Source organism: Arthrobacter globiformis (genome assembly GCF_030818015.1).
GTDB classification, from domain to species: domain Bacteria; phylum Actinomycetota; class Actinomycetes; order Actinomycetales; family Micrococcaceae; genus Arthrobacter; species Arthrobacter globiformis_C.
Genome location: NZ_JAUSZX010000001.1, coordinates 2,306,563 through 2,319,947 on the forward strand (window position 1 = coordinate 2,306,563; position 13,385 = coordinate 2,319,947).

The 13,385-nt window shown below is 62.6% G+C and carries 15 protein-coding genes; all 15 read right to left on the bottom strand.

Annotation, left to right across the window (positions count from 1 at the left end):
• Positions 1–32 precede the first annotated feature (32 nt).
• Positions 33–416: a zinc-binding dehydrogenase gene (locus tag QFZ23_RS10685; protein WP_306926796.1), complete on the bottom strand. Its 384-nt coding sequence runs from the start codon at positions 414–416 to the stop codon at positions 33–35.
• Complete coding sequence (locus tag QFZ23_RS10690; RefSeq protein ID WP_306922785.1) at positions 385–969, bottom strand: alcohol dehydrogenase catalytic domain-containing protein; 585 nt, start codon at positions 967–969, stop codon at positions 385–387. Before QFZ23_RS10690 ends, QFZ23_RS10685 begins: the two co-directional genes overlap by 32 nt.
• Positions 970–1,180: 211 nt before the next feature.
• Positions 1,181–2,113, bottom strand: a complete 933-nt coding sequence (locus tag QFZ23_RS10695) for a VOC family protein (protein ID WP_306922787.1) — start codon at positions 2,111–2,113, stop codon at positions 1,181–1,183.
• Between the two features lie 366 nt (positions 2,114–2,479).
• Complete coding sequence (locus QFZ23_RS10700; RefSeq protein WP_306922789.1) at positions 2,480–3,412, bottom strand: SDR family NAD(P)-dependent oxidoreductase; 933 nt, start codon at positions 3,410–3,412, stop codon at positions 2,480–2,482.
• Between the two features lie 152 nt (positions 3,413–3,564).
• Entirely contained in the window at positions 3,565–3,957 is a 393-nt protein-coding gene (locus QFZ23_RS10705; protein ID WP_306922791.1) for an EthD domain-containing protein, read from the bottom strand.
• Between the two features lie 72 nt (positions 3,958–4,029).
• Entirely contained in the window at positions 4,030–5,325 is a 1,296-nt protein-coding gene (locus QFZ23_RS10710; protein WP_306922793.1) for a cytochrome P450, read from the bottom strand.
• Positions 5,326–5,404: 79 nt separating this feature from the next.
• Positions 5,405–7,048 carry a GMC family oxidoreductase gene (locus QFZ23_RS10715; protein ID WP_306922795.1) on the bottom strand — a complete coding sequence of 548 codons (1,644 nt, stop codon included), beginning with the start codon at positions 7,046–7,048 and terminating at the stop codon, positions 5,405–5,407.
• Between the two features lie 52 nt (positions 7,049–7,100).
• Positions 7,101–8,561, bottom strand: coding sequence for an aldehyde dehydrogenase (locus QFZ23_RS10720; protein ID WP_306922797.1), 1,461 nt, complete (start codon positions 8,559–8,561; stop codon positions 7,101–7,103).
• 59 nt (positions 8,562–8,620) lie between these two features.
• On the bottom strand, positions 8,621–8,941 hold the full coding sequence (locus QFZ23_RS10725) for a 2Fe-2S iron-sulfur cluster-binding protein (protein ID WP_306922799.1): 321 nt from the start codon (positions 8,939–8,941) through the stop codon (positions 8,621–8,623).
• Positions 8,942–8,958: 17 nt separating this feature from the next.
• Positions 8,959–10,215, bottom strand: coding sequence for an NAD(P)/FAD-dependent oxidoreductase (locus QFZ23_RS10730; RefSeq protein ID WP_306922801.1), 1,257 nt, complete (start codon positions 10,213–10,215; stop codon positions 8,959–8,961).
• Between the two features lie 2 nt (positions 10,216–10,217).
• A complete protein-coding gene (locus QFZ23_RS10735; protein WP_306922803.1) occupies positions 10,218–11,516 on the bottom strand; it encodes a cytochrome P450 in 1,299 nt (432 codons plus the stop codon).
• An 80-nt stretch (positions 11,517–11,596) separates the two neighbouring features.
• Entirely contained in the window at positions 11,597–12,106 is a 510-nt protein-coding gene (locus QFZ23_RS10740) for a nuclear transport factor 2 family protein (RefSeq protein WP_306922805.1), read from the bottom strand.
• Positions 12,107–12,576: 470 nt separating this feature from the next.
• On the bottom strand, positions 12,577–12,723 hold the full coding sequence (locus tag QFZ23_RS10745) for a hypothetical protein (protein ID WP_306922807.1): 147 nt from the start codon (positions 12,721–12,723) through the stop codon (positions 12,577–12,579).
• A gap of 60 nt (positions 12,724–12,783) precedes the next feature.
• Positions 12,784–12,924 (bottom strand): hypothetical protein, encoded by a 141-nt coding sequence (locus QFZ23_RS10750; protein ID WP_306922809.1) that lies wholly within the window; start codon positions 12,922–12,924, stop codon positions 12,784–12,786.
• 28 nt (positions 12,925–12,952) lie between these two features.
• Positions 12,953–13,273, bottom strand: coding sequence for a 2Fe-2S iron-sulfur cluster-binding protein (locus tag QFZ23_RS10755; protein WP_306922799.1), 321 nt, complete (start codon positions 13,271–13,273; stop codon positions 12,953–12,955).
• Positions 13,274–13,385 lie beyond the last annotated feature (112 nt).

A 13,385-nucleotide genomic window follows, 5' to 3' on the forward strand; every position in this document is an offset into this window, starting at 1 on the left:
GACGTGACGGACGCCCGACCGCGATCTGCTTGTCAGGAGCGGATGGCGACCAGGCGTCCGTTGACTTCGCCACGCTCGAAGCGTCGGATGGAGTCGTAGATTTCGTCGAAGCCTATTGTCTCGACGTGCGAGGACACAGTGCCTTGGGCGATGAGGTTGAGAACTTCTGCGCAGTCCTCGTTGGTGCCTCCATTCGAACCGAGATAGCGCAGCTGTTTGAGGATCATCGTCGTGGTCGAGATATTCGTCCGCTCCGTTCCCATGCCGACCTGAACGACAGCACCCCGGAACCCGACCGTTTCGATAGCGTCATCGGTCGTGGTATCGAACCCCGCGTAGTCAACAATCACGTCGAGGTCCTCATCGGCGAAGTCGCGAATGTTCTCAGCGAGCCCATCGATCCCGAAGCCGGAGATGCGTTCCCAAGCGACCGCGGTTCACCTCCGCCACGTAGATCTTCGCACCGAGCGCCTTGGCGAACTGGATCGCCAGGCTGCCCAGCCCGCCAGCACCTATGATCCCCAGCTTGGTCCCCGACTGAACACCGCCTACCTTGAGCGCATGGTAGGACGTCATGCCCGCATCGGTGGCCGGCGCAGCCTGCTCCCACGCCACACCGTCCGGAACCGGGATGACCTGATAGTCGAAGGCCTTAACCTTGTCCGCGAAGCCGCCGTCGGTGCCCGTCCCGGGGCCTTGGATGGTTGCAGGGATGGCTACTCGCTGGCCTAAGGACAGGCCGGTGACTGCGTCTCCCAGTTGTGCCACGATCCCTGCGATTTCGTGTCCGAGAGTGATGGGGGTGAAGCCCAGAATGCCAGTGAGCGTGCCGTCCAGGTATCCCACGTCGGTGTGGCAGATTCCCGCGGCCTTGACATCGATCACCACCTCGTTGGGCCCTGCCACGGGGTCAGGTACGTCCATGAGCTTGAGTGGTTCGTTCGCAGCAGTCAGCCGCCATGCTTGCATGAAAAGCTCCCATCGTTGAAAACCCGTGTTTTGCGTGCCGCCTCGTGTTGGTGACCCGATCTGCGCGATTTCCTAAGCGGCGACGGCGGCGAAGCCGAGGCAATCGATAAGTTCCATGGCCTCGATATTAGCGGTAGAGCCATAGGCCCGAGCCTGAGTAATCAGGGTGTCGTCCGTTAGCTATGTGTGATTTCGCAGGATGCACAGCACGTTATGCGGTCCGGAAGCCCCAGACGACCCCTTTTGATGTCGTTGGATCCGTGACGATGCTTTGGTCTTGGCGATGAACGATTGAGACGCCTTCGTGTTCGAGGTGTGCTGCTGCTGCTTTGACGTCCAGGACGTCAAAGGTGATGCCGAGATACTGATCGGTGTGGGTCGGTTCGCCGGTGAGCACGTCCATGATGGGCTCGGTGCGGGGTGTTGCGAAACGGAGCACGGACTTTGCGTAGGCTATTTCGACACAGTCGGCGTCCATCTCCGGGTCGTGGAATTCGTCGACGACTTTGCCGTCCAGGACATCGGCAAAAAGCTTCTTCGCTCGGGCGCGGTCCTTCGTCAATATGGTGTGATAGGCGGTGCGCACGATCCCGAGAGGATCGTCTTCAACGACCCGATCCGGCCTCCAGTTTGGGCTCAGACGGGGATCGGCATGTTCGGAGTATTTGTCCCAGTGGCGTCGGGCCATGTCGTAGAACTCGTATGTTAGGCCTGTATCTTCTGGAAGGGACCAGATCATGGGGCAATCGGCGACGAGGTTGGACTCTGGGACCACGCCGTCGTGGATGATGTTGCCTTCCTGGTCCCGCGTCCGGAAGCCGTGTGTTTCAAGTTGCCGGGAGACTTCCTCGATGCGGTCGGTGTACCAGGCGATGTCGGAGAGGCCCTCACCTTCGGGGTATACGGCTTTTTTCCCGCCGGGGAGAACCAGGAGGGAGGGGCACAGGACATCCAGGCTGACATCGCCCAGGACATAGAAGTATGAGTAGTTAATAGGGTAGGTCGGGTTGAGCAAGGTCAGATCCCACTTGTTTTCCCAACGCACCTCGGGCCGGCCAAAGACCCGGCTGAACCAGGCGGACGACTGTTCAAGGTCTTCGACGATCAGTGTCGGGTGGAACATCATGGGAAACGGGTTCCACATGGGCGGTACTCCTTCATGTCGGGGCGGGTTGCTTTCGCAACAGGTACGTTCGGTTCTGTCGGTATGCGCATTTCTGGCTGGTGGAAACCGGTGCCGGTGCCGGTGCACGCGGCACGGCGCGCGGGAATGAGGCCGTGGCTTGCCGTCCGTACGTTCGCCGGGGGCTCGGGCCTTAGCTCCTCGGCGGTCGTTCAGGGGGCTGGGCCCGAGCGCCCCTCATCTGTGCTCGTCGGCAGGCCATGTTTGATTCAGGGTTCTGGTCACAAGTCGGACGGCTGTTGCGAACCCTGCTCAGGCATTCATAAGTGCGGGGGACATGACGGTGTCCATGGACTGCCGCTACTTTGGGTGCGGCCGGTGGGCCTTCTAGGCGCCGAGGTCCGCGGGATTCATGTTCTTGAAAGCCTCGGCAACGGAAGGATTTGCCGCAATCATCTCGTCAGCGAACTGTTGGCCGGTGACACGGTACTGGGTGAGGTCCTCGGAGTCCGCGCTCAATTGGTCAGCGACTGCGATCCATCCCTCGGGGGCGTTCTCGGTGGACTGGACCCGTGGCAGGCCCGTCAGAACCATCCGACTTGCTCGGCCGCCGCTGACCTGGAACATGTCCCCGTGCACCGTGGTGTCCTGGTGCGAGAGGTAGGCAACGAAATTTGCGACGTGCTCGGGACCGAGCCCGTCGCGTAGTGTACGGATGATGTTCGGGTCGCTATAGGCGCTCTCCGTCATGGGTGTCCACGCCGTGGGCATCAGCGTTGAAACCTGTACACCAACCCGGTCTCCCTCCTGGGCGAGCGTGTTGCCCAGCGCCCAGATCGCGCCCTTGGCGGCGCCGTAGGCCGCGGCGCCGGGATTGGCCAGAATGCCGCTGGAGGAGACGAGGATCAGGCGGCCGGAACCGGACTTCACCAGGTGTGGCCATGCAGCTTGGGAAAGCTCCACCGTGCCCCTGAAGGAGACATCGAAGACCTTCCAGAATTCCTCCATGGGTTGCTCTCCAAAGAGCCCGACGCGGATGATACCTGCGTTGTTGACCACGATGTCCAGTTGCCCGAAAGCGTCAAGGGCGGTTTGGACGATCCGGGAGGCCTCGTTGGCAACATCATGTACGTCGATGACAGCGGTTCCACCAGCGCCTTCGATCTCCTTCACAACCTGCTCGGCGTGCTCGCGGGAAACATCGTTGACCACTACCCGGGCACCACGTGACGCGAGAGTGACGGCGTGGGCCTTGCCCATTCCTTGACCGGCACCGGTAACAATGGCAACGCGCCCTTCGAACTTCAACAATTCCTTCATCTCCTTCTGCTTAGGCTTCCGCTGTCCTATGAGAATCATCGGCTCCTGGCCAGGGACCGACAAGGTCATCACGGGTTCCGGGCCGGAGCCACACACGAAGGCGCGACCCCGGCCCAGCGTCGTCTACTTCAAGCCCCGACGTGGGCTACCAGTCACACGGACGCTGCCTCCTGGGCATGGAAAGGTTCCCGCAAAGTGGCTTCGGGGATCCAGGTGAAGCGGTCCACTTCGAAGATTTCGAAGTGGCTGCAGAACCCGATATCGTCTGCCGCAGCTTCCGTCCATGCTTCCGACTCAGCGATTTTGGCCTTGGATTCTTCGGAATCGAACATCATCACGACGATTGCGTCGGGCTTGGCGGCTCCTCCGATCACGGGCCAGCCCTCCTGCGAGTTCTTGTTCATGAACGATTCGTACCAAACAAGACCCGGGATACGCATTCCAATCTTCGCGTGTACGTCCTTGTAGTGCGTTTGGAACTCTTCGGCGCTTGTGCCGGCCCAGCGGTATACCTCGAAGGCGAGGACGGGTCCGTTGTTTGCCATGGTTGTGTTTCCTTTCGGTGGTTTACTTGTTTCGGAGCGGTGTCATGGTGGGGCGTCTTGCATCCTGGCGGACTATGCAGGTGTGATCCGAACCGGCAGGGTTTTGGGGCCGGACAGGAAATTCGCGGCCACGAACAGCGGTTCCCCGAGTAGCTCGACCTTCGCCAGGCGGGGGAGGAGTTCCTCGAGGACGATTCGCATCTCGAGCTTGGCCACGTGCTGGCCGATGCACTGGTGCGGGCCAAAACCGAAGGCGAGGTGTTTGTTCGGCTTGCGGGTGATGTCAAACTCGTTCGGGTTCTCGAAGACTTCCTCGTCGCGGTTCGCGGACGGGTACAGCAGCATGACCCCGTCGCCGGCGGACAGCTTGCGGCCGCGGAACTCGGTGTCCTCCGCCACGATCCTGAAGAAGTGCTTGACGGGCGATGCCCAGCGAAGGGCCTCGTCGACGACGCCGGGGATCAGGCTCGGGTCGGCGTGCACCGCGTCGAGCAGTTCGGGATGGCGCGCGAATTGCTCGATGGCGCCCGAGATCGTCGACGAGGTGGTGTCGTGTCCGGCCGTGGCGATCGCGACGTAGTAGCCGTTGACGAAAGACTCTGGCAGATACTCTCCGTCGACCTTGGCGTTGGCGATGAGGGAGGCGAGGTCGTCGGTCGGGTTCTTCCGGCGGTCGGCCGACAGTTCGTTGAAGTAGCGGAAGAAGTCCTGCAGCGTTGCCTTCCACGCTTTCGCGCTAGCGCCCTCGCCATCGTCGGCGTCGCTGCGTTTGGAGTCTTCATCGGTCGTACCGAACAGTGCCTGTGTGAGGGTGAGCATCATTGGTTCATCCTCGGGCGGAACGCCGAAGAGGGTCATGATGACCCGCAGCGGGTAGTACAGCGAGAAGTCCTTGACGATGTCGACCTCGCGATCGCCCGTCAGGAGCTTGTTCACGGATGCGCGGGCGAGTTCGCGGATCGCTTCTTCGCGTTTGCGGACGTTGGCCGGCATGAACCAGGCGCTCGTCACGTTCTTGATCTTCGTGTGTTCCGGGGCGTCCATGTAGGCGAGGGTGTCCTGCGTCCGCGCACCGTTGTTCGCGGCCTTCAGGTATTCGCGCCCGGCCCGGTCGACGAGGAACGGGTCGGCCTTCGCGCTAGAGAAGATCTTGGGATTGCGTTCGATCTCCATGATGTCAGCGTGCTTCGTTGCCAGCCAGACGGGATCGTAGCCGTCGATCTTGGCCAAGCCGAAGGGGTTGTTGGCTCTGAGCCACGCGAGTGCCGGATAGGTGCGCGTCTGCTCTTCGGCGTAGGAGGCAGGCAGCATCACTGCTTCGGCTATGTGGTTTGGGACTATTGCTGTGTCAGTCACGGTCTCGGTCATGGTGTCCTTCCGGTGGTCGGAATATCGGTTCTCGCGGGACAGGTGCGGGCGGGAGGCCCGCCCGCACCCGCTGACGCGGTCAGGCGGGGGCGCCGGAGGTCGCGGCCAGGTAGGGGCAGCCCGAGGCTGCAGCCTCGTCCTGCGCTGAGGTGACGCCGCGGAGCAGGTCAGCGGCTTTCTCTCCGATCATGATCGAGGGCGCGTTGGTGTTGCCGCTGGTGATTTGCGGCATGATCGAGGCGTCCGCGATGCGGAGCCCTGCTATGCCGTGCACGCGCAGCTCAGCGTCGACGACGCCTGTCTCCGGCGTGCCGATCCGGCAGGACCCGGCGGCGTGATACATGTGCTGCGTGTCGGCGCGTACCCACTGCTCCCGCAGGGCGCCGGTGACCGAAGTGCCGGGGTTTACCTGCTCCCGCAGAATCGACCGGAGCGGTGATTGCTGGGTAAGCTCCGAGACGAAGTCGAGTGCCCGGAGGACAGCATCGACCTCATGCTGCTGGCTGAGCAGGTTGCTGACAATGCGCGGGGGAGCCGCTGGGTCTGCTGAGCGAAGCGTGACGGCGCCTCGCGAGCTCGGGCCGTTGTAAGACAGCCCGATGGACATTCCGAGGGTGTTGGGGGACCGGAATCCATGCTCCCAGAACCAGCCCGGGACGAAGATCATCTGAAAGTCCGGGCTGGCAAGGGCAGGGTCGGAACGCCAGAAGATCGCGGCTTCGCCGGCGTTGGATGTAAGCACGCCCGTGCGGGAAGTGCGCCACTCTTCTGCTGCGGCGGGATCGCCGGCGACGGCGAGAGTGTTATCGGCATCCGTCGCGTAGTGGGTCAAGGTGAATGGATGGTCCTGAAGGTTTCGGCCGACCTGGGGGGAGTCGAGCACGACGTCGATTCCGAGGGCGCGGAGTTCGTCTGCCGGTCCGATGCCCGAGAGCATCAGGAGTTTAGGGGTGTTGTAGGCGCCGGCAGAGAGCACGATTTCACGTCCTGCCCGGGCGGTGACAACGTCGCCGTCGTGCTCGAACTGGACGCCGACGGCGCGTCCGGACTCGACGAGGATGCGCTGCACGTAGGCGTTGGTCACCAGCACGAAGTTCTGCCGGGCCAGTGCCGGGCGCAGGAAGGCGTCCGCCGAAGAGCAGCGCTGTCCGTCGCGGCCGGTCACCTGGAGCCGGCCGACGCCGGCCTGCTGTGCACCGTTGATGTCGTCGTTCCGCTCGATGCCGAGCTGGACCGCCGCGTCGATGTAGTTCTGCTCGTACCCGGAGAACCAGCGCTTTGTCGTGACACCCATCGGTCCGTCGGTACCGTGAAATTCGTCCTGGAGGTCCGTGTTCGCTTCGGAGCGCTTGAAGTAAGGCAGGACCTGGTCATAGGACCATCCCGTGGCCCCGTGTTCGTTCTCCCAGGCATCGAAGTCCCCGCGGGCGCCGCGTACGTAGAACATGGCATTAAGGGAGGAGCTGCCGCCGAGCACCTTGCCGCGCGGCAGGAACAGCCTTCGACCTGCAAGACCGGGTTCCGGGTCGGAGTTGTAGTTCCAGTCTTTTTCACCTTGGAAGAGGCCGGCGAACAGAAGTGGGGTGCGGATCAGGTCGTCGTCGTCGCTTCCGCCAGCCTCAAGGAGCAGGACGCTGTAGCCGTCCTCACTCAAGCGTCCGGCGACGGCACAGCCGGCAGACCCGGCGCCGACGATGATGTAGTCGTAGTCATAATCTTTCATGATGGTCTCCTCAATTCCTGAATCGTGGACGATCGTCTGTCGTTAGGCCGGTTCACGGCGCGTTGTAGATCGTCTTGAGGCTCTGGTATGCGGCCAGTCCCTCCGGACCTTGTTCCCGGCCCAGTCCGCTGGCCTTGACGCCGCCGAACGGCGAACCGATGTCGTGGCTGTAGAAGTTGATGCCAACGCCGCCGGTCTGGATACGGCGTGCGACGTCGAGGGCGCGATCGGTGTCCTGTCCCCAGACAGAACCACCGAGGCCGAATTCGCTGTCGTTGGCCATCGCGATGGCGTCATCGATTGTGTCGTAGGGAATGACGGCCAGGACCGGGCCGAAGATCTCTTCCCGTGCAATCGTTGAGTCGTTGGTGACGTCGGCGAAGACCGTGGGCTCGATGAAGTAGCCCCGGTCGAGGTGGGCAGGGCGCTTGCCGCCGGTGGTGATTCGGCCACCTTCGGCCAGCCCCACCTCGATGTACCTCTCGACGCGGGCACGTTGCCGTTCCGAGACGAGCGGTCCCACCTGTGTGGCCGGGTCGAGGGCGTCACCGACCCTGAGTGAGCCCACGATGTCAGTGATCTGGTCGACGAATTCGTTGTATTTGGCACGTGGGGCGAAAATACGCGTGCACAGGTAGCAGGTCTGGCCGTTGTTCTGCAGCGTGGCATCGACGAACTCCGCCGCCAGCGCGGGAAGATCTGCGTCGTCGAGAAGGATGGCTGCGGACTTGCCTCCGAGTTCGAGCGTCACGGGGCGAAGCAGCTGGCCGCAGGTAGCGCCGATGCTGCGGCCAGCCTCGGTTGAGCCCGTAAAGCCTACTTTGTCCACGCCGGGGTGGCCTACGAGGTAGGCTCCCACTTCACGGCCCGCAGGGACGATGTTCAGGACTCCTGCGGGAATGCCCGCCGCCTGGGCGGCCTCAGCCAGGGTGTAGGAGTCGAGGACTGTCTCGGGCGACGGCTTGATGACCATCGTGCAGCCTGCTGCCAGGGCGGGAGCGATCTTGACGAACGCGAGAGCCTGGGGAAAGTTCCACGGGACGATTGCTGCGACAACGCCGACCGGCTCGTGCCGCACGCGGGTCGGGCGGCCGAAGATGCCGGCACGCTGCTCCTCGATGCCCCTTTCGCGGATGAGACCGGCGTAATAGCGCAGTGCAACGGCTGGGAAGCCGCCCTCAACGGGCCCGGACATCGAGATGGGCATGCCGTTCTGGCTGCTGACCTGACGCGCGATTTCGCCGCCCCGCTTTTCGAGTTCGTCCGCGAAGCGTTCGATGATCTCGGCTCGGCGGTCGGCGTCCCATGAGGCCCACCCCTGGGGATCGTCGAATGCTGCGCGGGCTGCCTCGACTGCCCGGTCGACGTCTTTCTCGTGGGCTTCGGGGACCTGCCCGACGGGCTCCTCCGTCGATGGATTGACGGGCCGAATCACGCTGTTGGTTGAGGGGTCGACCCATTCCCCGCCAATGTACAGCTGGGTTTGAGTGGTCGTTTCGTCAGTGACAATCATGGCATTTCTCCTCAAGGTGGTGCTTAGTGGTGGGTTGATGGAAGCTGCGGATGTGCGGTTCAGCCTTGGGAGGGTGGGGTCCGGACGCAGAGGCCGTCGTGTTCGGCGCCGAGCAGGAGCTGGCAGGAAAGGCGGGATGTCGGCCGGGCTTCGTCCAGGAATTCGATGAGGGCTTCCTCCTCCGGTGCCGGTTCTTCGAAGGTGTTGTGCCAGGGTGCGTCGACGTATACGTGGCAGGTGGCGCAGGAGCAGCCGCCGCCGCATTCGGCGACGATGCCGTCGATGCCGCGCAGCGTTGCGACTTCCATGAGGCTCATGCCGGGTTCGACTTCAACGGGCTGTTCTTTTCCGTCAGCGGTGACGTAGGTGATCTTGATCAAGGGGTTTCCTCGGTGGATCAGGCGGGAACGAGGTCCCGCAGGGGAATGGAAATGTCGGGGAGGAGATCGATGGAAGGGGAGGCGCCGGAAGCGATCCATTTCTTTCCTGCCATGAAATCTCCGGGTGCGTTGACTGCCTCCACCGCGAGAAGCCGATCGGCGGCGTCCAGGTGGTAGATTGCGAACGAGGCCGAGGAAGGGTTGCCGCGCAGTATCGTGCGGGATGACCCTGCGAGCAGCCCGGCGATCTTGAGGTTTACGTCGTACTGATCGGACCAGAACCAGGGCACCTCGGCGCGGGGTACAGCCCGGCCGGTGATGGCCGCCGCGGCCTGCTTTGCCTGCTCCGTGGCATTCGGTATGCTCTCCAGCCTGATCCGCCCTGGATAGCCCGGCACTTCCCGGCGCGTTACGTCCCCCACTGCGTAGACACGGGGCAGGCTCGAGCGGGCGGATGCGTCGACGACGACGCCGCCGTCGCACTCTGCCCCCAGTTGCCGCAGCAACTCGTCCCGGGGCTCGGCTCCGACTCCGATGACTATGGCGTCGCAGGGAAGCCGTCTACCATCTTCGAGAATGACAGCCTCGACCGCGCCGTCCTCGCCGGCCACGACCTCCTTCAGTGCCGCGTTGACGAGGATATCGACGCCCTTGTCCCGGTGGAGCGCGGTCAATGCCTCCGAGAGGAGCGGGCTCGCCACGCGCTGCAGGAGGCGCTCCTCGCGTTCGATGACAGTGACCTCGCACCCGCGGCTCCGTCCCGCGGCAGCGACCTCGAGTCCGACGAAGCCGCCGCCGATGATGACGACACGTGAGCGTGACTGAAGCACAGAGCGGAATCCGATGGCGTCGCGGTAGGTCCTCAACCACCAGCAGCCGCGTTCGGGTAGCGCATGCGGCAACGTGCGGGCTCGTGCACCAGTCGCCAGAACCAGCTCGTCAAAACCAAGCTCCGTCCTGTCATCTAGCGTCGCAGTACGGGTGGGCAGGTCCACGGACTCAACCCGGCGGCCGAGCTTCAGTTCGATGTTCTGGTCCGTGTAGTAGGACGGGGCACGGAGCAGATCGGCGTCGGCCTCCCCATGGAGGTACGCCTTGGAGATCGGCGGGCGGTGGTACGGGTACTCGTCCTCGTCGCCGACTATAGTGATGGTGCCTGAGTGCCCGTACTGGCGCAGTGTTGCGGCTGTGGCGGCCCCGGCGTGGCCGGCACCCACGATGAGGACGCGTGATTGCAGGGAATCAGACTGTGTTGCCGTGTCGTTGGCACTCATCTTCAGGCTGCCTCGAACCGGATCGGAAGGGTCTTGGGGCCGGACAGGAAGTTGGCCTGGACGTAGCTGACAGGACCAGCCAGCTCGATCGACTTCAGGCGCGGCAGCAGCTCCTCGAAGAGGATACGCATTTCGAGTTTCGCCACGTGCTGTCCGATGCACTGGTGGGGGCCGTATCCAAAGGCGATGTGCCTGTTCGGTTTGCGCGTGATGTCAAAGGAGAACGGATCGGTGAAGATGTCCTCGTCACGGTTGGCCGACGGGTACATCAGCATGAGGCTGTCGCCTTCGCGCAGCTGGCGGCCACGGAACTCCATGTCTTCGCCCACGATGCGGTGGAAATGCTTGACGGGGGAAGCCCAGCGGAGAGCCTCGTCCACCAGTCCCGGAATGAGGGAGACATCATCGCGTACCGCCCTCAGCTGCTCCGGGTGGGCCGCCAGCTGCTGGATCGCTGTTGCCGTCGTTGCCGAGGTCGTATCGTGGCCAGCGGTGGCGATGGCAATGTAGTAACCGTTGACGAACGAGTCGGGCAGTGGCGCCCCATCGACCTCTGCGTTCGCGACAATCGAGGCGAGATCGTGGGTAGGGTTCGCCCGCCGTTCGGCAGAGAGCTTGTCGAAGTACTGATGGAACTCGAGAACCGCTTCGCGCCAGGCACGCGCCGCAGCCTCCGGCGTGGCGGGAACGTCCGTGCGCTGGTGCTCCGGGTCCGAGTTGCCGAACATCTCCTGGGTCAGCTTGAGCATCGTCGGTTCGTCCTCTTGCGGAACACCGAACAGGCTCATGATCACGCGCAGTGGGTAGTGGAGCGCGATGTCTTTGACGAAGTCGACCTCCCCGTCGTAAGAGAGCAATTTTTCCACCGACTGCCGTGCAATAGCCCGGATCGCCTCTTCCCGCTTACGGACATTCGCGGGCATGAACCAGGACGCAGTGACGTTCTTGATCTTGGTGTGTTCGGGGGCGTCCATGTTGGCCAGCGTGTCCAGGCCCCGCCTGCCCTCGTTCATGGTTTTGAGGAATTCGGTGTCAACCACTGAATTGATGTAGGGCTCGCCGAGACCACTGCGGAAGACCGTCGGGGTCCGTTCGATCTCCATGATGTCGGCATGCTTAGTGGCCAGCCAGATGGGAGCATAGCCTTCGACCTCGGCGCGGGCGAAGGGCATGTTTTCGCGCAGCCACGTCAGTGCCGGGTGCACGATGCCGGCCTCATCGCGGTAGGAGGCTGGAAGGATCACGGATTTGGCGACGTCGTCCGGGATGATGGCCTGGTCTTGGGTGACGGCAGTAGACATGAGGGATCTCCTGGTGATGGGTCCCCACGAGTGTGGGGCGAACGGGGTGGGGTGGGAGCTGAAGATGGCGCCTGGCGTGATCAGCCGAAGACGCTCTGTTCCTGGTCGCCTTGGGTCCAGACGACGCGCAGGTGCATGCGGGACAAACGCCAACCTTCGGGAGTGCGGCGGAAAGTCCATTCGTAGGGGCCGCCGATGTCGTAATGCTTTGAGGGATTTTCTGGGTCCTGTACTCCGGCGAACCAAAGGTAGGCGGTGCCGGTGGCAGTATCCCCGTCGACCTCGAACTGCATGTTTGTCATTGAATGCTGCATGGAGAGGTAGGGTTCTTCCGCGGCCTCGCATACCTCACGGATCTTCTGCCGGCCGTGGTGTGTACCGAAAGGCCCGAATTCGAATTCAGCGTCCTCGACGAAGCAAAGGCTCCAGGCGTACCAATCCTTCGCGTCGGAGGTGCGGCAATAGCGATTCATGAGAGCCCCGAGGGCTTCCTTATCTTCAAGGACCCTGAGGCGGGCTTCGAGTTGCTGGACATAGTCGGTCAGCGCAGTGTCAGTTCCTGTGGTTGGGTTCACTTCTTGAGTAGTCATGGCATACCTTCCGTTTCTCCCCCTTGCAGACGTCGATGTTTGCGATGGGGTGCTGTTCTCGTTTTCCGGTGTAGCTACAGCGCCATAGTGGATTGGGGGAGCATCACCGGATGGAAAAAGGCTATTGTTGTGATTCGGCTCACGGTAGGGCTCAGTTCGCTATTAGATGATGCTTCCTTGGCATCACCCCCTGCGAGGGTTCAGACACGATCCGAACTTCTCATCGTCGTGTCAGGATTTTTCGAAGGGTTACTCAATGAGTGAGCGCGAAGAAACCTGGAGCTTGGATTTCAAGGACGCTGAGGCGAATGGCTGTTAGCCAAGTAATTCTGCCGCGGTTGCGGGATCAAGAAGGGCGAAGCTGTCGCCTTAGGGAGCCAGTCTCGTGGCATGTAGTTCGAACGCTTGATTGCCGATGATTGGGCTCTGCGGCAGAAGACACATGCCTGTCGAGGCCTTCCAGGTCGGGGCTAAAGCCTGCTGCGGAGCCTGTCGGGTGAGCAAACGAAGAACGTCGGCTGCTCCACCTGGGCGAACGGCACCACGAGCCATCGGCCGCCGTAAAATTCGACATACGAGTCAGGGGAGCATTTTGCGAAGGCTTCTTCACGTGTCATCCGCCTGTCCTTTCAGAATCCAGCGAGCGGGAATGTCCATCGTTGTCATAACTGGGTTTTTTATTCATAGTGCAGCCCCGACCAGGGAAGGGCAGCTAAAGTGCTGCCCACCTCGGCAGGCTGGTGGTCGTCCTCAAGCCGACTGGCTTGAGCCGCTGCCTCCAACGAGTCGGCACAGGGGCATTGGAATTGGTCCGTCATGCATGCTCCTTGAATGTTCAGCGGCGGTTCAGCCTTGGGAGGGTGGGGTCCGGACGCAGAGGCCGTCGTGTTCGGCGCCGAGCAGGAGCTGGCAGGAAAGGCGGGATGTCGGCCGGGCTTCGTCCAGGAATTCGATGAGGGCTTCCTCCTCCGGTGCCGGTTCTTCGAAGGTGTTGTGCCAGGGTGCGTCGACGTATACGTGGCAGGTGGCGCAGGAGCAGCCGCCGCCGCATTCGGCGACGATGCCGTCGATGCCGCGCAGCGTTGCGACTTCCATGAGGCTCATGCCGGGTTCGACTTCAACGGGCTGTTCTTTTCCGTCAGCGGTGACGTAGGTGATCTTGATCATGGGGGTTTCCTCGGTGGATTAGGCGGGAACGAGGTCCCGCAGGGGAATGGAAAGGTCGGGAAGGAGATCGATGGAAGGGCGCGCCGGGAGGGCGTTGGCCACTGACGAAAGC